The 19,240-nt window shown below is 44.4% G+C and carries 18 protein-coding genes and 3 pseudogenes; 13 read left to right on the top strand and 8 right to left on the bottom strand.

Going from position 1 to position 19,240, the window contains the following annotated elements; genetic code table 11:
- The 3 genes and pseudogenes from BN1119_RS20765 to BN1119_RS21000 all read left to right on the top strand — a co-directional run.
- Window positions 1–188: pseudogene (locus tag BN1119_RS20765) on the top strand (hypothetical protein); the annotation flags it as partial.
- Window positions 189–260: 72 nt separating this feature from the next.
- Window positions 261–1,247 (top strand): competence protein CoiA family protein, encoded by a 987-nt coding sequence (locus BN1119_RS05020; RefSeq protein WP_041994878.1) that lies wholly within the window; start codon window positions 261–263, stop codon window positions 1,245–1,247.
- Complete coding sequence (locus tag BN1119_RS21000) at window positions 1,244–3,283, top strand: ATP-dependent helicase (protein ID WP_041994876.1); 2,040 nt, start codon at window positions 1,244–1,246, stop codon at window positions 3,281–3,283. The genes BN1119_RS05020 and BN1119_RS21000 overlap by 4 nt, the downstream gene beginning before the upstream one ends.
- A 520-nt stretch (window positions 3,284–3,803) precedes the next feature.
- Here BN1119_RS21000 and BN1119_RS20415 read toward each other — a convergent pair.
- Together BN1119_RS20415 and BN1119_RS05005 are read right to left on the bottom strand one after the other, a co-directional pair.
- Complete coding sequence (locus BN1119_RS20415) at window positions 3,804–4,283, bottom strand: hypothetical protein (RefSeq protein ID WP_157438630.1); 480 nt, start codon at window positions 4,281–4,283, stop codon at window positions 3,804–3,806.
- 580 nt (window positions 4,284–4,863) lie between these two features.
- A protein-coding gene (locus BN1119_RS05005; RefSeq protein WP_157438629.1) for an IS3 family transposase occupies window positions 4,864–6,017 on the bottom strand; the annotation gives its coding sequence in 2 pieces (ribosomal slippage) (window positions 4,864–5,780 and window positions 5,780–6,017; 1,155 coding nt in all).
- Window positions 6,018–6,700: 683 nt separating this feature from the next.
- On the opposite strand from BN1119_RS05005, the gene BN1119_RS19815 reads away from it, so the two are divergent.
- From BN1119_RS19815 to BN1119_RS19810, 3 genes are all read left to right on the top strand, one after another.
- Window positions 6,701–7,486, top strand: coding sequence for an SIR2 family NAD-dependent protein deacylase (locus tag BN1119_RS19815; RefSeq protein ID WP_084205296.1), 786 nt, complete (start codon window positions 6,701–6,703; stop codon window positions 7,484–7,486).
- The gene (locus BN1119_RS04990; protein WP_041994862.1) at window positions 7,483–7,782 is read left to right on the top strand and encodes a cyclic-phosphate processing receiver domain-containing protein; all 300 of its coding nucleotides are present in this window, start codon (window positions 7,483–7,485) and stop codon (window positions 7,780–7,782) included. Before BN1119_RS19815 ends, BN1119_RS04990 begins: the two co-directional genes overlap by 4 nt.
- Before the next feature lie 270 nt (window positions 7,783–8,052).
- Window positions 8,053–8,772, top strand: coding sequence for a hypothetical protein (locus BN1119_RS19810; protein WP_084205295.1), 720 nt, complete (start codon window positions 8,053–8,055; stop codon window positions 8,770–8,772).
- On the opposite strand, the gene BN1119_RS04985 is transcribed toward BN1119_RS19810, so the two are convergent.
- From BN1119_RS04985 to BN1119_RS04975, 5 genes are all read right to left on the bottom strand, one after another.
- Window positions 8,765–9,544, bottom strand: a complete 780-nt coding sequence (locus BN1119_RS04985; RefSeq protein ID WP_041994859.1) for a hypothetical protein — start codon at window positions 9,542–9,544, stop codon at window positions 8,765–8,767. The genes BN1119_RS19810 and BN1119_RS04985 overlap by 8 nt on opposite strands.
- Before the next feature lie 22 nt (window positions 9,545–9,566).
- Window positions 9,567–10,916, bottom strand: a complete 1,350-nt coding sequence (locus BN1119_RS19805; protein WP_084205294.1) for a relaxase/mobilization nuclease domain-containing protein — start codon at window positions 10,914–10,916, stop codon at window positions 9,567–9,569.
- Complete coding sequence (locus BN1119_RS20410; RefSeq protein WP_157438628.1) at window positions 10,913–11,329, bottom strand: hypothetical protein; 417 nt, start codon at window positions 11,327–11,329, stop codon at window positions 10,913–10,915. Before BN1119_RS20410 ends, BN1119_RS19805 begins: the two co-directional genes overlap by 4 nt.
- A gap of 433 nt (window positions 11,330–11,762) precedes the next feature.
- The gene (locus BN1119_RS20405; protein ID WP_157438627.1) at window positions 11,763–12,062 is read right to left on the bottom strand and encodes a hypothetical protein; all 300 of its coding nucleotides are present in this window, start codon (window positions 12,060–12,062) and stop codon (window positions 11,763–11,765) included.
- A 141-nt stretch (window positions 12,063–12,203) separates the two neighbouring features.
- Entirely contained in the window at window positions 12,204–12,611 is a 408-nt protein-coding gene (locus BN1119_RS04975; protein WP_041994854.1) for an H-NS family histone-like protein, read from the bottom strand.
- 219 nt (window positions 12,612–12,830) lie between these two features.
- Between BN1119_RS04975 and BN1119_RS04970 the strand changes: the two genes are divergently transcribed.
- Together BN1119_RS04970 and BN1119_RS04965 are read left to right on the top strand one after the other, a co-directional pair.
- Complete coding sequence (locus BN1119_RS04970; protein ID WP_041994850.1) at window positions 12,831–13,205, top strand: hypothetical protein; 375 nt, start codon at window positions 12,831–12,833, stop codon at window positions 13,203–13,205.
- A gap of 263 nt (window positions 13,206–13,468) precedes the next feature.
- A pseudogene (locus tag BN1119_RS04965) lies at window positions 13,469–14,386 on the top strand (IS5 family transposase).
- 217 nt (window positions 14,387–14,603) lie between these two features.
- On the opposite strand, the pseudogene BN1119_RS21105 reads toward BN1119_RS04965, so the two are convergent.
- Window positions 14,604–14,747: pseudogene (locus tag BN1119_RS21105) on the bottom strand (IS5/IS1182 family transposase); the annotation flags it as partial.
- Window positions 14,748–14,824: 77 nt separating this feature from the next.
- On the opposite strand from BN1119_RS21105, the gene BN1119_RS04955 reads away from it, so the two are divergent.
- Genes BN1119_RS04955 through BN1119_RS04945 form a run of 5 tightly spaced genes read left to right on the top strand, consistent with a single transcriptional unit; the run spans window position 14,825 to window position 19,239 of the window.
- Window positions 14,825–15,736, top strand: a complete 912-nt coding sequence (locus tag BN1119_RS04955) for a helix-turn-helix transcriptional regulator (RefSeq protein WP_041994847.1) — start codon at window positions 14,825–14,827, stop codon at window positions 15,734–15,736.
- 41 nt (window positions 15,737–15,777) lie between these two features.
- Window positions 15,778–15,981 carry a hypothetical protein gene (locus tag BN1119_RS20395; protein ID WP_157438626.1) on the top strand — a complete coding sequence of 68 codons (204 nt, stop codon included), beginning with the start codon at window positions 15,778–15,780 and terminating at the stop codon, window positions 15,979–15,981.
- Window positions 15,982–16,007: 26 nt separating this feature from the next.
- Window positions 16,008–16,832, top strand: a complete 825-nt coding sequence (locus BN1119_RS19630; RefSeq protein ID WP_052448025.1) for a GTPase — start codon at window positions 16,008–16,010, stop codon at window positions 16,830–16,832.
- A 14-nt stretch (window positions 16,833–16,846) separates the two neighbouring features.
- A complete protein-coding gene (locus tag BN1119_RS20390; RefSeq protein ID WP_157438625.1) occupies window positions 16,847–17,407 on the top strand; it encodes a hypothetical protein in 561 nt (186 codons plus the stop codon).
- A gap of 11 nt (window positions 17,408–17,418) precedes the next feature.
- Window positions 17,419–19,239 carry a dynamin family protein gene (locus tag BN1119_RS04945; protein ID WP_041994844.1) on the top strand — a complete coding sequence of 607 codons (1,821 nt, stop codon included), beginning with the start codon at window positions 17,419–17,421 and terminating at the stop codon, window positions 19,237–19,239.
- Window position 19,240 lies beyond the last annotated feature (1 nt).

Raw genomic sequence — 19,240 nt, 5'->3', positions numbered from 1 at the left:
CCTATGGGGTCAAATCCAAGGACAGCCTTCCGTACATTAGTGCCAGCCAGTATCAAAAAATTGCTCAGGTGAGCAAATCTACAGCCACGCGCCACCTTACTGATCTACTGGAAAAAAACTGCCTAGAAAAAGAACCTGGTGGAGGCGGTAGAAATACCCGTTATAGGCTCAAATTGACAAATCACTGATAAAGGGACTCAAAATAGGATGAGTTTCACAGACCTGTTCTTAGCGGCGATTTTCTGGGACCCTTTGCAGTCATGACAAGTCAATCCAGCTCAATACAGTACGCCTTCGCCTTAGACAGCCAAGGCGCACTCACGCACATTAGCGATGCTCTGCGCTCGAGTATCTACACCTGTCCAGGCTGTAAAAAAAACCTCACGCCAGTATTAGGCGAAAACTATGCTAAGCACTTCCGTCATTCTGAAGAATGTTGCGCCGTTGAAACCTACCTGCACAAGTGCGCCAAAGAAGCATTCTTCTATCGCTACCAACAAGCTCTCAGCCACGAAGTGCCTATTAGCCTTGAGCTAGAGCGCCGGGTTTCCTGTAATGGTTCTCGTTTGGCATTAGTTAGGGACGAAACACTTCACTGCCTAAAATTCGTACCTGCGCGCTACAACTTGACTCAATTCTTCGATCAGGCGGAGTTGGAAAAGTACGATAAGGTTACAGGACTGCGCCCAGACATAATGTTGTGTGATGCTGCTGGCGAAAGGCGTTGTTATGTCGAGATTTTTGTTACACACCCCTGCTCTCAAGAGAAGATCGAAACCGGCATCCCGATTCTTGAGTTTAAGGTTCACTCTGCCGCCGATATTCAGATGTTGCTTACCGGGTCATATTCAATCAAGGATACTTCTCTGAGAGTGTTCAACTGGGCCCCTCCCTCGCAAACCGTTGATACGTGCACTGGCGTCTGCTCCGCAGGTAACGTGGTTATGTCTGTTTGGAGCTTAAGCGATTCCGGCCGACTCAACGAACAAACGATGCGGCTCGCTGAAGTGGATCTAACAATCAACTCTGACGTCAACACCTGGCCGAAATCGTTAGGAGGTGCCGAGTTGGCCGATAACTTAAGAACTTTTCTCCGTCAAGCCGATCCTCATTCGCTATTTTCTAACTGCATTATGTGCGAGCAAGCAAACCGCTGGGAGGATGGCTATCTGCAATGTCGAAGTAAGGCAAAAATAGTTCCTTACACAGAGGCCCGTCAGTGCGCCAGTTACAAGGTTAAGGCATGACAAAAAGACTGACTTGGGAGCAAAAAAGCATTGTTGGCCATGATACCGGACATGCGTTGGTAAAGGCCGTACCGGGCAGTGGAAAAACAACTACTCTCGTCAAGCGCATTGAAAGGTTAGTAAAAACGGGGACGGACCCTCGTTCCATCCTGATTTTGATGTACAACAAATCTGCCCAGGAGAACTTCACTGAGAAATTGAACACAGCACTAAAGTCGGGAGTGATACCAGAAATCCGCACGTTCCACAGTTTGGCCTTAACGATTGTTGGTTACGGGGAGCGCCGACAGCTAATCAAGAAGAAAAACCTCATCACGCCCACCGACTACCAATATGAGCAACTGGTTAAGCAAGCCTATCGCTATGGTTTTGACTATGAGGCGAGTTACATCGACCCCAATGAAATTGAAACCTTCGAGTTGTTTATCTCTCGTTGGCGCGCTGCGGCAGTAACTCCTGTTGATGCAGCTAATGATCCAACATTCAACAGCATCAAACGGGAATTTATTCGCGCTTATAGCCGCTATTGTGAGCTGTTGGAGGAAAACTGTCTGCGAACCTTTGATGACTGTTTGGTTGAGGCTGTTGCACTGTTGCGTAAAGACAGCAGCCTTGGCGCCCACTTCAAACACATCATTGTTGATGAATATCAGGATGTTAACTGGATACAGCATGAAATGACCCGCTTGCTATCCAAGCAGGATACGTCAGTTATGGCTGTGGGTGATGTTAACCAGTGTATTTACGAGTGGCGAGGTGCTCGACCAGATTTTATCGGTGGCCTGTTTGAACTGCATTACCAGAATACGAAGGTATTTCAACTTTCATGCACGTTCAGGTTTGGCCATGAGCTTTCCTTGATGGCAAACTCGGTAATTCGGCGTAATTCCACTAAACTGACCAAGCTTTGTGTCAGTCATCCTAGCACCCCGAAAACAGAGGTCAGATTGCACTTTGATAACTGCTTATCCAAGGTGCTATCAAATCTTTCGGTGAGCAGCGGAACACAAGCCATATTGTCCCGCACTAAGGCGAACCTTGCCGAGGCGGAAATTGCATTACGCCTGTGTGGGCTACCCTATCGCTACCTCAATGGTTCAAGCGCATTACATACCCGTACTGAAATTGGAATACTGGTAGTCGGCGTATTGCTGTCTGTGTACGGCGATCTGCGGCTACTTGAAAACCACCCCAACAAAAAGGCGATTATCTACGGCTTTCTGAAGGAAGCTGGTTTTAACTGGCAGACAGGGCAATTAAAAGCCGCGCTCAGTGGATTGATGGCTCCACATGCCGATCTATGGACTGTTCTTGGTCAGATATTCGACGGCGCACAATACCAAAAAGACCGGCTAGGAAGACTAGCCACTATATGCCAAAAGGACGGAGAGGAGACGCCAGCTATTGATGTGTTACGCCGTCTTGGCATGGAGGGTTTTATTGATAGTGTTGGCTCAGACGGCGTAACACGCACTGGCTCAAACGATCGGCAACGAGGAGTCGTGAGGATCGTGGAACTACTTGACTCTAGTAAGATCGATTCCCGGACGTTTTTAAAACTTATCCTAAACCCGGAAGAGGCTGCGACTGACAGCGAACCCTTCATCCTTTCCACACTGCATGGTTCCAAGGGACTAGAGTGGGATAAAGTGATACTGATAGGCTTGAATGAGCAAGAATTTCCTGGCGGCAAAATCGATGATCTTCATAGCGAGCGCACATCGATGAGCCCCCCTTCGACCAACGAGAACATCGAGGAAGAACGTCGGTTGTTTTATGTCGGAATTACTCGCACAAAACAACAGCTTAATCTGGTTGCCCCTCTTGATGAAGGGCTCACACTGTGGCTGAGAAATCACTGGGACAGCACCCCGAAGAAGCCACCGATAGCCACTCGCTTCGTCTATGAGGCGGGCTTGTCTGCTTGCGCTGTTACTAGTGATGCGATCTATAACAACACCTTTAAGGAACTGGAGAGTGACCTTAGCAAGTTTCACCAATGGTATCTAAGAGATCTTCAGCGATTAAAAGTCTAGGGAGCACGGACAAGATACTTGCCGATTTCCGCTTCGTGCTAATTATCGAGTTCAATGGAGGTCTATTGCTCAGAAGCAAGCTTCTGTACAACGATCCGCATAGCAACGCCTCGCAGCACCAGTATAAAGAGTTTTTAAGCGGTTCTGAGGGGCTATGCTTGCCAGTATTCAGGATCCAGCTCTATATCCACTCATTTCAGCTATGCCACGGCAACACGATATCTAACCATTAACTCGAAAATGATTAGATGCAAAATATACCCGAAGGAGAGAGGGAGAGAGGGAGCATTGACTTCAGGCTATGTGGTAATAGACACAAGGGGACTGTAAACAAGCTGCGGTATTTACAGCCCCACATACGTTGAGAATGCTATTTCCATCGAATTTGAAGTTTACGTTTTTGGCATGGGTGTTTTAAGCACGTACATACAGCTATTTAAATTTCAGAATCACCAGTAATACGTTGAAACAAGCAAGACCAACCTTTAATTGTTCAGCATTGAAACTAAACTCACATCAATCATAGCTTTGCTTCTGCTCTTAACAGCACATCTATAGCCATTTTATAATTTGCTAGAATAATAGAGTCATTCACATAGTCAGTCCCCATATCTGCAAGGAACTCCTCAGCAGATTGGTAGTCACTACCTGGTCTATAGTAACTTGGCATATTGCTTTGAGCCCAATCAGAAAGCACTTGGTCATAAGTAACAGCCCTATCATTCTCATCATTGTAAAATGCATCAGCAAGAACATCATGATATACCTTAATAGATGCATTATCTAATGCACGTGCAACGAGTTCAGCAATGTCATTATTTAAAATTACAAATGCAGGGAAATCATGGGGTTCATGAATATAATTAAAGTTTTTTAGCACCACATGCCCATCATGGGAACGGGTAGTTTCATTCAGGTTAAAGCTATCGCTCAAAAGGCCGAGAGCTTTATTATTCACCTCGAGATCAATCGCACAAACATCATCGTTTACTTTTCTCATTACAATACTACCTTACATGTTAACATGGCATATTTCGGCACTTGTATTTATCTATTGGTAGTTGAAGCTCCGCCAATAGCGAGGAGCTTATTACCAAATATGATTTTTAAGGTTAAAGTACACCCATTCATCATTTGTAGATATGAATGTATAGCATGCACCTTGTTGCCGTTAATTTAGGTTGCTTTCATATAAATGGCAATAGCAAACAACAAAAAATATCGAAAATATTTTATTCTGAAATTTCAATTGGTTTTTTGGTCTTTTTTTATTGTCAAAATGAGGAATTTCAAACGATGAAAATCAAAAAAAACACTCACAGAAAAAGTCTTTTCTCGTGAAAAAAACAATAGGTTTCCACAGAATAATCCCACCATAAAAAGTAAAAAAAATGGCATGAGACTCTCGCAAAAAATGATGCGATTATGAAAAAAAATGCTTAGGTGTCTTGGAAAATAATCGTGGCTTTTTTACGTGCGTAAACTGAGGTTTCTATGAAACTACATGAGCAAAAAATCGATTAGTAACAGACGTAGAAGGAGTAGACGTTACCGTGTGATAGTGAATCGCCCCGGCTTCTCTAGACACTTTTGAGCCGATCGAAATATTGCTTTTCACACTCTACTGGCGATAGCCCATTGTTGAAACTGTGCCGACGCTTGGGGTTGTAAAACATTTCAATGTAATCGAACACATCCTGCCGGGCTTCCTCGCGATCCGCATAGGTTTTACGTCGGATCCGCTCGCGTTTTAGGAGCTGGAAGAAACTCTCCGCCACCGCGTTATCATGACAATTGCCACGTCTGCTCATGCTGGCCTTAAGCCGATGATCCCGCAAAAAATCCTGCCAGTCATAGCTGCTAAACTGGCTCCCTTGGTCGGAATGAACCAGCACTTCCTGCTCCGGTCGCCGTCGCCACACCGCCATCAGTAACGCGCTGATAGCCAGCTCTCGGTCGATACGTGGCCCCATTGACCAACCAATGACTTGTCGTGAAAACAAATCCAATACTGCGGCCAGATAGAGCCAACCTTCATGGGTTCGAATATAAGTGATGTCCGTTACCCAGACCTTATTTGGCTCAGTCACATCGAACTGGCGTTCAAGATGATTCGGTGCAACCACCGTTGGCCGGCCACCATAATGACCGGGACGGCGACGATAACCGGTTTGTGAACGTAAACCGTCATGACGCATTAATCGCGCCACCCGGTGTTTCCCACAAGTCTCGCCCATCTCTCGCAGGTCGTCCCGGATCTTGCGATAACCATAGACGCCGCCGCTTTCTAGCCAACATTGCTTGATCTGACCCAGGAGGCGTTGGTCTTCAAGTGCGCGGGCAGATAAAGGCTGGTGCTGCCAGGCGTAATAACCGCTCGGGTGGACATTCATCATCCTACACAGTCGGCGGATGGGATGTGTGGGCGCGTGTGCCCGGATGAAGGCGTACCTTACCCTGACAGCTTGGCAAAGTACGCGGCGGCCTTTTTTAAGATATCTCGCTCATCGGTGACGCGGCGCAGTTCAGCCTTGAGGCGCCGAATCTCGGCTTGCTGGCTGGAGTCATGCTGTTGCTGCACTTCGGGCTGGCTATAGCGTTTGATCCAGGCGTAAAGACTGTGGCTGGAAACACCAAGTCGCTCAGCGACCTCTGCCACTGGGTAATGGCGCTCAGTCACCTGCTTGACGGCGGCCAGTTTGAATTCTTCCGTGTAACGTTGCTGCTTGCTCATAACACCTCCTGAATGACCTCAGTTTGAGGCTCTTGAGGTGTCTAGGAAAGTAGGGGCGATTCACAACCATGATTTCCACAAGAAAAGTCCTGCAAATCCATCGTTTCGTCAGTCGTGCCATTGATCACCCCCCCTCCATGACCACCCAGGGTATGGTTCAAATCCTGGACTGGACCATCATGCGCGTGCAGCGAAACCAAATCAGGGAGGAGGCCTATCCCTGTATCTTTGCCAGAGGGGCTGAACTGTTTTATCTGATTAGTTCAATCCGACCGTTTAGGCGATACAACCAGTTAACCGCTTTGTGTGTTTTCGACTGGTGTGTCCGACAACATGGCTTTGGCCTCAAAGATCAGCATTTGGATGAACAGCGGGTCATAACGGAGCGCATAAGACGCGATTACCGGGAACCGGTTTTGCAGGCAAGTGACCATTTTGTTCAGGAGTACCGCTACTGGTTTTTCATGCATAGCGAGCCCATCAGTAAACAAAGTGCCAGGTCTGCTAGTGCAATAACATCCATTAGTCGCAGCTTGTTTGATCTCAACTGGTAACTGCCGCCCCCCCTCATTCTTACCTCAACGAGGTAAGTAGGAACATAGTCATGAGGTGTGATCCCAACCCCCTGGTTAAGTAACAAATCAATCGGGTGGGCCGGTCACACCTTAACAAAAGGTGGTCGTATGCAACCAATCTCTTCCCGAGCACGAAGACATCAGCGCCGTCACAGAGAAAAAAGAGCACAAGCCTCGGTAACAGGCCAACACTACCATCCCACAATCCTCTTCTTTACCGGGGCGGGCTTATCAGCGGAAAGCGGTGTGCCCACGTTTAGAAGTGAAGGCATTTGGCGTAATCATGAGAACTGGCGCTATTCCCACGCTAGTAGCATGAGTACGGATCTGGCTGGCTTCTTGGCCTTTCACAACAAACGGCGTCAAACCATGTTAGAAGCCGCCCCCTCACAGGCGCATTATCTGATAGCCCTGCTACAACAAAAATGTACTGTTAGGGTCATCACCCAAAATATTGATGACTTACATGAGAGAGCAGGTAGCCGTGAAGTCCTTCATCTGCATGGTTCAATCCAGTTTTTGGTCCCCATAGGTTTTCGTAGCAAAAAATATCGGCTGCCTTGGCATGAGGATGTTGCGATCGGTGATCGCTGCCCATCCACAGGCTCACAATTGCGTCCAGATATCGTGCTGTTTGGTGAAAAGATTTATGAGTATCAACAAGCTCGTCGCTGGCTCTGCGAGGCTGATACCGTAGTAGTTGTCGGCACCAGTTTGCTTGTTGAGCCTGCGAGCTCTCTGTTACAAAACATCAACCCTGGCGCATGTGTCTACTACATCGATCCCGATCTTGGTTTGTCATCCAGACTACCGTTTCCCGGTGAGCTGATTGTTGATGGGGCCAGTCGCGGGATTGCTCACGTATTGGAACTGAACCTGGAAAAAATGGTATGAAATTGTATCTGGACGATGAAAGAAAAACTCCGGTAGGGTGGGTTCGTGTCTTTTGGCCGGACGAGGCGATTGCATGGCTAAAAACAGAGATGGTGACTGAAATTAGTCTTGACCATGACCTCGGTGATGATGATAGAGGAACCGGATACGACGTTATTCTCTGGATAGAAAATGAGGTAATGACAAATCACTTCCTTCCTCCCAAAATTCATATTCATTCAGCAAATGTCTCTGCAAGAATAAAAATGGAACTGGGCATTATGGCCATTAATAACTTTTTAGCGAAGTCAAAATGATGAGTCCAGAGCTGTGACTAAACTCCAGAGATAGTAAATCATGTCACTCTGCATAAAATCCTCTGGTTCTTGGGGGAAGAAGTGATATTTGTAATGATTTCTCAACTGTCAATAATCACCCCCTGAAAAATAAAAAGGCTTCTAAAATCGACAAGTACGAGTAATGAAAGTTCCCTTTAAAACATAAATGGTAAAAATGCTATCTTGTTGACTTTTATTTAATTCAGAATGACAATCTAACTTCCGCTTTGACGATGTAATGGACAATGTATGAGTACGGATATCAATTTCTTGTGTAAAGAGAGTCTGTTTGCGTTCATCCAAAACAAATATGATAACTTAAAGAATGATATGGGGTGGGACCTGCTTTTCTGTAGGTATGAGAACATGCTATCCCCTCAGTATCCTGTCGCATTCTTTGGTATAAATCCAGGTGGTGGACCATGTGATACCAATGCAATTTCTGTGGAGTCTGAATGTGCATACTACAGTGAACCTTGGAAGGGCTGCGAGGAGGGTGAAGCACCGCTACAACAGCAGATGAGAGCCTTATATACAATGATTGGCGATGAACTGGGTGTATCATACAAACAGCTCATGGATGGCTCTCTAATGACAAACTATATTCCTGCCCGCTCACGAAATTGGCATTCATTAAAAGGAAAGGCTGAGTGGCTTGAACATGCACGTCAAATATGGGATGAGCGTATAAAACAGGTCCACTGTAAACTCTATATCGCGATTTCGAAAATTGTATTTGATGAACTGGATAGCCATTTAACCAAGCAGGGGTTCAAGATGGTTGAAAACATCAATGAACAAATTGGCTGGGGGAGAGTCAGATACCAAATTCAGCGTTACGAAAGGGGGGATCAAGTTTCCTTGCTTGTACGCCTCCCTCATTTGTCAACATACAAAATATTTAGTCGTCTAGCATGTCAACCTGCAATGGATATAATTAAGCGTGAGATCTCTAAAGCTCTTATATGACGACTTGCTTCATTAGAGAATCGAAGCCAAAAATGACACCGGTCAAACCGGTGTCATATCTATACTTCCTTTTTTCGTACACGGAAATTTTTTTAGCTCGTGTCAAATTTTTATATTTATCTTTAGCTTTATTTCGAGAGGCACTTTCTAACTTACTCTGTTTCATATCCATGCCTTCAGTGCAAAAGTAAAAAAGAACTCTCTCAGCACAATATAGGTCACATTTCTCTTTTTCTGAGAAAGGTACTTTTTCATTGCTTCTTTTCAGGGCATATAATAGCAGATCAAGTATCTCAGATAGACATCCTTTCTTACGAAAACGCTCCACTTTCTCATACTCTCTTTCATACTCATCCTTCTCTACGCTACATTCCTCAACCATAGGAATAGCATCAATAATCACACCAATAAACTCACCGACTTTCCGACCCGGTATAAAACCATAGCAATCACTATACTGCTCATCGTCGCCTTTACTACGCTTAATCACAGGAGAACCACCAAGGAACCCACGCCTCATATTTTCCATATAAGCATACTGGACCAGTCGTTGCTGCTCCTGGACCCAAAGCTTTGCATTTATTGCGTCAGCCTCGGTTAACTCTTTTATAAGAGAAAAATCAGAATTTACATCAACTGTACCTAGGTGAACGTTTACAGCCCTATACCTACGAACACATTTACCTGAACTGAGCTCCAGCTCTTCCAGTACACTCACGGTTTTGCTAAATGATACGGTTCTCAGATTTGCATTCAACCTCATATTAGCCATGTCACACCTCTCATTATTATAGTTATTTTATATTTTTTTCTTCGGTTTGCTCATGTAATATGGAATGTCCATACCAATCAGTAATCCATTCATTGTTCTTCAAAATTTCATTCTTAAGTTTGTCTCTGTCTAAGAAAAACATGTTTGGCTTATCAATAGTATCTTTTCCTGAGTTAATATCTTGGACATATCCATCAGGAATCAGTGCGTTTGATCCTGCATGAACGCTATCCAGCCCTTTCCTAAAAACTGTAGCCAAAACCTCTTTCAACAGTGCTCGTGCATTTGATATAAAACTATCTGACGGCTCTTCGATTGATAGCAAAACAAAATCCAATCTTAGAAGCCGGAAAGAGAATGACGATGTGCCATATGTTTTTTTATCCACAAATGACTGCACTGATCTTTTCATCTTGGCATATTGATTTTTAGTACAACGAATCCATGCAGTAAATAGTATAACCTTAAGCTCGCTTAATTGATTTGATTCACCTAATTGCAAATTTAAGTCATCTCGCCGAGGTGAATATTCAATGCCCTGGTCGAGCAGCTGAAACCAAGTAGCCCGCAATCTCTTAACCTTAGACCCTGATATCCATTTCTTACCGTCTATACTATAACAAATACCTTTTGGCTTGTGATTATCTGCTCTCCTCACCCTGACCATTACATTATGCTCACGCAACCCAATGACAAATTCAGTCATGTTGTTCGGCTGGTTTTTAAAAACCTCGTCCATTGCATCCCTAATTATACAGGCGGGATCATGCATAGCATGAAAGCTCCCTCTACCACGGCCATTTTTAATATTGACTATGCTATACTCATGACCGAAATTTTTTTCAGGGCTTTTACAGTTCGACAATCCCAATTTAATTTCTATTTTCCGAGCAGCGTCAACTCCACGAGCGTAGTCATTACTATCATCAACCAAAGTTCTGTCAAGTTTGACTCTACATGCTACAACATGTACATGTAGAGAGCTTGTATCGCGGTGTATAACAGATGTCCATCTAGTATCGCTACCATATCCCAGCTCAATCATTAGCAGCCTAGCTGCAACTAGACATTGAAATGGCGTTAATGATTCATTGGGGCTTAATGATAGTGAATAATGTGCACATAGTTGGTTTCCTGTGCCTGCATACAATGATGCATGCATATTCAACTCTGTAAGTAGTGGCCCGATGTCATAATCAGAGACCTCACCGATTTCATTCAACATAACGCTTGGTCTATTAATTACACCACCACCGAGATGAATAACTTTTGATGGCATTGACTTTCGCTTCTTACCAATTTGTATCGAACGATAAATATAAGACAGTCTGTACTGGAAATTCTGGCTATTCCGATGCTTTTCAAAATTCATTTCAAAATCCCTCCAATGAGGGCTTTTTCAAAGCTTGCTAGCCTAGAATTGATAGATGATAAATAAAACATCAAACGCGAGTCTTCACTACTTTCAGTAATATAGCTAGAGATATCATTGCCAGCTTCAATCTGTTGAATGAATAAAATTACTTCATTTAAAGTCAAGGATACTTTGTATAGATCCTCTAGCAATCTCATGCGCTCATCATATGAAAAATCTGGTGAGATATTACTGTCTGGTTCCCTGAGAGCCAAAAACCGAATCAGGCTAGACTTTTTGGGAATACCATAGGTTTTACTATGCTTAGTTAAAACACGTTGCTCAGCTGCATTAAATGAGATTCGGAGCATTAAACTGCGTTTTTCATCAGCTGATTTTTTGGGTCTACCTGAGCATGGTTTTATGTTCATTGCGTGCACCTTTATAATAATTATTAGTAGTGTTATGCGTTTTGTTTTTCAAACCAACCTATTTAATAGACATTAAAACATAGCTGGTTTAGAGTTTTTTCAAAAAATATACAATAAATTTATACGAAGTCACATTCAGAAATGAGTTAAATTGTTTGGCAATATTTAATACTCACTCTAATTATAGTATTGCAAACACCAAATATAATATCAACAACTTCTTGAGCTAAAATATTAATTTAACGACTAAAGTTATCAATGGCATTGGCGAAAGTTAAAATTTAAAATATGAAATTAACTAGATTTACATAGTGAATTTAATTTTCATCCATAAAATTAAAACTATGACATAGGCTGATTAAATTTATATAAAAAGGCATGCTCTCATCCTATGACTGGCATACCTTTTCTAGATCTGGTCGAGCCAATGATGTCATATAAGCTCACGACTATGAGATAAAATTCTCCCAAATGATTGATCATCAACATAACCCGCATGATCATTTTTACGCATATTTTTTATCTGACTCAGCACAGTAAAAAAGCATTCCTCACATAGATGTACCTCATATGCCGTACCATCATGTTTCGAACCATAACCCCATTTTGCAGTCAGGGCTCCAAACTGAGGATTATACAAATTTGGGTTCATATGTGGGGTTGTGCTTTTATGGCATACGTCACACTGAATATCAGCTATAACCTCAACCTCTTTTGTGGTCATTATTTTCATCGAACACTCGCTATACATGTAGAGTAATGGACGAATAGCATTAACAAAAATGTTTCATGCCACTCTAAACAAAATTTATTATAGTCGAATGAATAAAAAAAGCAGCCTTACGGCTGCTTTCAATACCACGATAATTGTGGATTAGATCAAATAATCCTCTAAGGACTTTCCGCTAGCAACGCCCTCAGCGATGGCTTTCGGCATACGGCCCTGACCAGTCCAGGTTTTTTCCTGGCCATCTTCGTGATACTTGTACTTTGCGGGACGCGGCGCTCGCTTGGACTTTTCCATTCCGTCAGCTTTCGACGGAGCTGCACTACCAACCAGTTCGCTGGGGTCAATCCCTGCGTTTTTCAGCATCTCGCTGAACTCCGCCAGCTTACGCAGACGTTCAGCGTTTTCTTCCTGATATCGGAGCTCAGCAGCCTCACGCTCTGCAAACACCTCATCAAATTTGTTCTTAATCTCGACCAGTTGTTCGAATGGCAGTTCACGCAGAGCAGCCCGGAGACTACGAATGTTCAGCAGTGTTTTGATAAAATCGTTCATGGATATCACGCCTAAAAAGTTATTTGTTTATCACCTAGCATTATCTCCTAGCTGTAGTTTGGTGCCAATATTTTTCGATAAATTATTTGAGTTGCACAGGGAGGGTATGTTTGTTCGTTCAACGTGTACTGTATGCAATCCTCTCACCGGAGATCGACCTTCAACGGGTTCCATTAGTTACTGCTAGACTAGTTTATTCATGCTGGCAGGGATCTGGTGATGACGACAATCATTCTGCTAATCGTAGCCCTCAGTACTCATGGGAGGTCCCATGAGATGCCATATGAGGTTTGTGATGCATTTATTGATGATGCAGTTCGGTATTCACAAATGGATAAAATGCATCTAAAAACATTGCGCTCACAAGTTATGGCTGCGAAAGATCTAGCGTTTTTTGAACGGTTGTTTTCGACGACATCAGACAAATTGCTCCGTGCCTATTCTACCCATAGCATCGAACAGGCTCGTGAGATGGCTTTTCGCGATACACGGCAGTGGGAGCTGTTGTTGTTAGATATAGGTATTAAAATGCATGGACGACCCGCTAGCGAGTTGTGGGGCACGTATTATATGGCCTGCCGAGAGACACTGTGAAATCGAACTGCTACCAAGTAGCCATCTCGGTTTTGCCCAATCAGGAGCTTATGAACCAGAGCAGCCATTATCGGTAGCGTCAGATTGAACCGCTGCTAGGCAATCACCTCGGCTCTGCCCGTTGTTGCCCCACAATTCTAACCTCCTACATCAGTGGTAACGATTATCGGTAGTAGGCGCTGTTGCCCAAATCGATGCAGCTTGAATGGAACTAACTGAGGACTCGGTGATCTGATCACCAGCATCCTCTTCAAGTCTGCATCATGACCACGTCACTTCACCCCATCACCAACTGGCCTAAATACAACAAGTCTTTGATTAACCGTGGTTCACTCACCTTCTAGGTTGATGCTGAGGCCACGAGCAACTGGTTTCACCACGACCATCATGGGCGGCGGGGCCGCAGCCAGCTTTACACTGACCAGACCATCTGTACCTTCCTGATGCTCAAGGGAATTTTCAACCTCACTCTGCGGGCTACTCAGGGACTACTCGACTCCCTGTTCGAGTTGATGAACGTACCACTTTGTGCCCCCGATTACAGTTGTGTCAGCAAACGGGCCCGCACGGTAACAGTGGCCTATCGGCAGCCCAGCAAGGGGCGCATCACCGACCTGGTTATCGACTCGACTGGCCTGAAGGTGTTTGGTGAAGGCGAGTGGAAGGTCAGAAAGCACGGGGCCGAAAAGCGGCGAGTCTGGCGTAAGTTGCATCTGGCGGTAGACCCAGTGACCCACGATATCGTGGCGGCGGAAGTCTCGTTGGTAAATATCCATGATGCCGAGGTGTTGCCCACCTTGCTCAACCCTCTGCGGCGTAAGCTGGGACATGTTTATGCGGATGGCGCCTATAACACCAAGGCCTGCCATCGGCTGATAGCCCGCAAGGGGGCAAGCGCCTGTATCCCGCCCCGCAAGAGCGCGGGGGTATGGAAAAAAGGACACCCAAGAAATGACGCTGTGCTTGTGATGCGCAAGGAAGGGCTGGCGCATTGGAAGAAGATATCGGGGTATCACCGTCGCTCGCTGGCAGAGACGGCGATGTATCGGTTCAAGCAGTTGCTGACGGGGAAAATCAGTCTGCGTAACTACAACGGCCAAGTGGGCGAAGTGATGGCGTATGTGAAGGCAATGAACAAACTAAATACCCTTGGTCTGCCTGTCAGACAGCCCCGAGTGTAGCGGTCACCTGAGGCTGGGGAAGTCATGACTTGATAGCTGATTTGGACAACAACGCCTCGGTAGTATCAAATTGAGCAGCCATCCCGATCAACTGAAATGAGCTGGGCTATTGTAGCTCCACAATCGCAGCCTCATCAGCATGGAGCAAAGCATTATCGGTAGCGTGAAATCGAGCTGCCACCCCGATCAGCTGCGATAAGCTGGGCAGTTGTGAGGCGTTGTTGTTCCGCAGGCTCAGCTTCGGCCCGATGAGTTGCTTGAACCGGTACATGGCGGTCTCGGCTATCGAACGCTGGTGATAGCCACAGTTCTGCTTCCTGAATCGCCACCTGTGATTTAGCTCCCGTTTTTGCATGATTAAATATAAAGATGGACTCAACTGACATGACCTGTCAGCACCTTGCGTTACAATGCTCAGCATACTCAGCGTGGTTCAGGATGAAGAAAGTGAGTTCAAAACATGACACGTTAATTGACCGCATAAGCGGCATACTGTCTTACCTGTATCAAGGTGAGCAAGTTGACAGACTCTGGTTATGTCAACGCTTTCACATCACTGAACGGACGGCATATCGTGACTTATCCAGGTTGTCTCATCTGCTGGAGGAAATGCCTTCAGGCTCTGGAAAGTATCAGTTGGCGGCATCGCTGCAACCCCAGCTTCATATTAATGAATTGAGATCTTTTTCTGCCTTTGCCGATGTTGCAAAGTTGTTCCCCAATTCGACAGGGCCTCAGTTAAAAGAGTTTGTGAAAAATAACGAACACAACCAGATTAAGGGGTACTCCAGCCGCGACAACAGCAAGCTAGGCAGTATTATTCAACAGTTAAATATGGCTATCACGCAGCAAACTCTGATCACCTATACCTATCGCAACAAGGCTCGACAGGCCGAACCCTACAAGCTCATCAATCAGAGCGGGCTCTGGTATCTTGTTGCGTTTGAAAATAAGCAATTAAAGTCATTTGAAGTGGCTAACATCGAGCGCTTCTCAGCCTGTGAGCAACGCTTTGATAAAAGACCTGACGTGATAGATGAACTTGAGAATGCGTCCGGCATCTCTTTTGGCACCAAGCAGCTTATCACCCTGCATGTGTCGCCCATCGTGGCTAAATTTGTCCTACGACGTCCTCTGTTTCCAGAGCAGAGATTATTAAACAAACTACCTGATGGTAGTTTGCATATCTCTACCACTGTCACAGAACCGCAGTATCTTTTCCGCTGGTTACGCTATTGGCTGCCTGAGATAAAAATTATTTCACCAGAGTCATTGGCGCAGCGATTTATGGATGATCTTGAGCAAAAGATCCAGAAAATAACGACATCTATTTTGGATGTGCAAGTATAATTTCACTTGGCTTTATTGATGGAATAAAGGGAGTAAACAATATGGGACTTTTTGATATGTTTGACTCTGCTAAACGTGTAGAGAAGGCTTTTAATAACCTAGAAGTAAAGTATATGTCCGATCAAGAGCTTGCAGGCATCTCACTTGGAAAAATATCATCTACAATACCTAGAACTGTCGCTTTGAAAGAATTAGTGCGTCGAGGGTATAAAAAAGATGGCATTACCTTTTTCCTGAAAGACTGACAATGCAAATACTAATGGATTGCTAAATGAAATCTAAATATATAGATCTTTTCCAAGAAGCAGATAAACTCTTGACACAAAAAATCACCGAAGACAAGCCGGTTGTGGCTGCCTGGGGATTGATGAATGCAGGTAAAAGCTACCTGTTGAACATGCTGACCAATCAGCTTGAAACTGAATTTTTCCGCACCGCCGATCGGCGTGAAACAGCTGAACTCAAGCGGTTTGAAACGGATCGCTTTACCTTCCTCGACACGCCGGGCCTCGATGCCAATGATGCCGATGATAAGGTCGCCAATCAAGGTGCCGCAAAAGCTGACGTAGTGTTATTTGTGCATCAGCCACAAGGTGAACTCGAAAAAAATGAACTCGATTTTCTGCAAGATCTGAAAACATCTTTTGGTAAATATGCCGAACAAAATATCATCATTGTGCTGAGCAAATCAGATAAAGAGAACTCGGATAAAATTAGCCTTATTGAACAGAAAATTGGGGAACAGTGTCAATCTCTGTTGGGTTTTGTTCCTCGCATATTTCAAACTTCCGGCACCCGTTATAAGACTGGCGTCACCGAACATAAAGATGGCCTCAAGAAGGCCAGCCATATTCCTGATCTTGAGCAGCACTTGAATACTATTAACTTCACTCAAATTTCGGCAGTGAAGCGTGAGCGTCAAGTGCAGGCATTGGATGCTATTTTAGCAAAACTAACCAAAGCAGAAAAACAAGTGTCTAAAACTAAAGCTGAAACTCAACAACTGCTCGTCAATGGATTTTCATCCTTTAACAACACGATGAACTCATTGAACAATACGATAGCATCTCATGTTTCACAATTCAATTCCATTTAATAGGGATATATAATATGGCATTACCTTGGTTAATTGGTGCTGCGGTGCTTTATGGAGCACATAAGCTGTTGTCTTCCGACGATGACGATGATGATGATTATGAAGAGCGTCAACGTGATAACCGTCGTCGTGAGCGAGAAGCTGAAGAGCGAGCAGCCAATGAACGCGCTGAACGTAATCGAGTTGAACGTGAGCAAGCTAAACAGCGAGATCGCACAGCAGTAAAAAACGCTCTCGTACAAGATGGCAATAGCTATGCGCCTATGCTTTCCCAAGCACTCACCGATATTGTAGAGGTAAGGTATACATCTGATTCATCTTATCGAGGTGTAATCAATGGATCGGGCATATATACACGTTCTATCACACAATCCTTTATTAAAAGCTACGAACTGGGTTTCTTGGATAATGTCACTCGAGCTAATCTGGATCGTTTTGAAACGTTGTATGATGTCACGCTTTCACCATCACCAGCTATTTACGACGCTCATAATCTGATCTGTGATAGCGACGATCTTCTGAACGATTTGCAATCTTACCGCAAACGCCTTCAAAAATTAAAAGATAACCTATAAGGATTATGCTGATGTTACGAGAAGAGTTATTAACATCGTTTTGTCAGCTTCAGGGTCAATTTGCCTCCTCCTTGGAGGGGGCAAAAAAGCAGGATGAACATTTCCAGCAGGCCTATGGCTCTTTTCAGAAAAAAATGACGAAACATCTAAAGGACACCGAAGCTAAATTACCACAGAGCAATCCACTTAGTTCACAGATTAAACATTTCATTCAAAGTTTGACCGCACAAGATCAGAGTTGGCGTGATCGTTTGAGTGAACGAGATAAGGGATTAGCCTTTCAAAAAGGGTTTGAAGATTCCCTCCTGGTATTTGTATTTGGTAAAGTAAAATCTGGCAAAAGCTCACTCGGCAACTATATAGCATGGGGAGATACCGATCCAACTGACGAAATGAAAAACCGTCAATTTATAAATAAACCAGAATACTTGTCACACGAAAATACTAAAGCCGGTAATGGTGATGCACATCGAGAGGCTGAAAATAAACAAGAGTTTCGAGTAGGTGCAATCGAAGCGACCAGCTCCATTCAGAGTTTCAGCCTGCCGGGCTTAACGTGGGTGGACTCCCCCGGTTTACATTCTGTCAAGGAAGAGAATGGCAAGCTGGCTGAAAAATATGTTCAATATGCTGACCTGATTCTCTATACGATGAGCTCTGGTTCACCTGGCCGGGCTAGCGATATGAAAGAAATTCGCGAACTACTCAGCAAGAATAAAGAAATATTGTTACTACTCACCGGTAGTGATAACTTCATTGAAACCGACTGGGACGAAGAAAAAGATTGCCCTATTGGATCTTGGGCAATGAAAACTGAACAGGATCGTAAAGCACAACGAGATCATGTTGCTAAAGAGTTGGATGAAAATGGTGTTTCACGTCACAATCTAGGCATTATTTCTATATCGGCCCGTTATGCTCAAATTAATGCTAACGATGCTACATTGATGGCTGATAGTGGCATGGTGGAATTATTTTTAAAGCTAAACGATATATCGCAGAAAGATGGCGTACGTATGAAGCGCAACGTGCCATTAAATAACTTCTTGTCATTCTTATCTGAATGTCAAAAAGATCTAGAGCCTTACTCTCAGCAAATATCAAAATTCTCTACCGACTTTGATATATTACATGGAACCCTGTCACAGGCCATTATTCGTCAGACTAGGCAAGCACAAGCTAGTATGCGAGATGTGATTGATGCATCTTTCAATCAATTTGTGGACTATCGTGACAACGAATCAGCCATGAACAGTGCCATGCAAAAGGCTCAGAGCGGATGGGCGCAAGCTCATCAAGAAATAGTTGAGCAGGCTATCGCCGATATATTTTCAGACATCACCAGCGAGTTCAAAAGCGTTGTAGGTCAGACTTGGCAATCCAGTACCCTCGAATTACCCAATTTCTCCGTGGATAAAGTGACCGAAGAAATTCCAGATATCGTGATCAAAGGCAACCGCAAGCGTAATGGGGGCATTGCTTCAATACTTGGCGGCATCGCCGGTCTTTTCGTTGCGGGCCCAGTCGGGGCTGCTGCGGGGGCGACACTTGCTGGCGGTACGGCGAGTATGATGAGTGATGGGGCACAAGTTCGTACGCGCACGATAGAAATGGCGGTGGGTGATAATCTGAATGTTATTCAAGCTAAAGCTGTAGAAAATTACAGCCAATCCATCGCCAGTGTGATTCAGGATCATGCAAGCAAGCTGACGGCACAGTTACTAAAAGATACCCAAATGCTAACTAGCGCATTGGGATCCGAAGTCAACACCCTGAGCGATGAAATTGAAAAATTGAAGAATGTGACTACTCGCTTGCTCACTCAAAGGTAAT

It is taken from the genome of Aeromonas bivalvium, assembly GCF_000819765.1.
Classification (GTDB): Bacteria; Pseudomonadota; Gammaproteobacteria; order Enterobacterales; family Aeromonadaceae; genus Aeromonas; species Aeromonas bivalvium.
This window is presented reverse-complemented; position numbering and strand designations above follow the sequence as displayed.

Excerpts from the sequence above, each read along its gene's own strand:
- BN1119_RS05020 (WP_041994878.1), top strand. The coding sequence starts at position 261 with ATGACAAGTCAATCCAGCTCAATACAGTACGCCTTCGCCTTAGACAGC.
- BN1119_RS21000 (WP_041994876.1), top strand. The coding sequence starts at position 1,244 with ATGACAAAAAGACTGACTTGGGAGCAAAAAAGCATTGTTGGCCATGAT.
- BN1119_RS20415 (WP_157438630.1), bottom strand. The coding sequence starts at position 4,283 with ATGAGAAAAGTAAACGATGATGTTTGTGCGATTGATCTCGAGGTGAAT.
- BN1119_RS19815 (WP_084205296.1), top strand. The coding sequence starts at position 6,701 with ATGCAACCAATCTCTTCCCGAGCACGAAGACATCAGCGCCGTCACAGA.
- BN1119_RS04990 (WP_041994862.1), top strand. The coding sequence starts at position 7,483 with ATGAAATTGTATCTGGACGATGAAAGAAAAACTCCGGTAGGGTGGGTT.
- BN1119_RS19810 (WP_084205295.1), top strand. The coding sequence starts at position 8,053 with ATGAGTACGGATATCAATTTCTTGTGTAAAGAGAGTCTGTTTGCGTTC.
- BN1119_RS04985 (WP_041994859.1), bottom strand. The coding sequence starts at position 9,544 with ATGGCTAATATGAGGTTGAATGCAAATCTGAGAACCGTATCATTTAGC.
- BN1119_RS19805 (WP_084205294.1), bottom strand. The coding sequence starts at position 10,916 with ATGAATTTTGAAAAGCATCGGAATAGCCAGAATTTCCAGTACAGACTG.
- BN1119_RS20410 (WP_157438628.1), bottom strand. The coding sequence starts at position 11,329 with ATGAACATAAAACCATGCTCAGGTAGACCCAAAAAATCAGCTGATGAA.
- BN1119_RS20405 (WP_157438627.1), bottom strand. The coding sequence starts at position 12,062 with ATGAAAATAATGACCACAAAAGAGGTTGAGGTTATAGCTGATATTCAG.
- BN1119_RS04975 (WP_041994854.1), bottom strand. The coding sequence starts at position 12,611 with ATGAACGATTTTATCAAAACACTGCTGAACATTCGTAGTCTCCGGGCT.
- BN1119_RS04970 (WP_041994850.1), top strand. The coding sequence starts at position 12,831 with ATGACGACAATCATTCTGCTAATCGTAGCCCTCAGTACTCATGGGAGG.
- BN1119_RS04955 (WP_041994847.1), top strand. The coding sequence starts at position 14,825 with ATGAAGAAAGTGAGTTCAAAACATGACACGTTAATTGACCGCATAAGC.
- BN1119_RS20395 (WP_157438626.1), top strand. The coding sequence starts at position 15,778 with ATGGGACTTTTTGATATGTTTGACTCTGCTAAACGTGTAGAGAAGGCT.
- BN1119_RS19630 (WP_052448025.1), top strand. The coding sequence starts at position 16,008 with ATGAAATCTAAATATATAGATCTTTTCCAAGAAGCAGATAAACTCTTG.
- BN1119_RS20390 (WP_157438625.1), top strand. The coding sequence starts at position 16,847 with ATGGCATTACCTTGGTTAATTGGTGCTGCGGTGCTTTATGGAGCACAT.
- BN1119_RS04945 (WP_041994844.1), top strand. The coding sequence starts at position 17,419 with ATGTTACGAGAAGAGTTATTAACATCGTTTTGTCAGCTTCAGGGTCAA.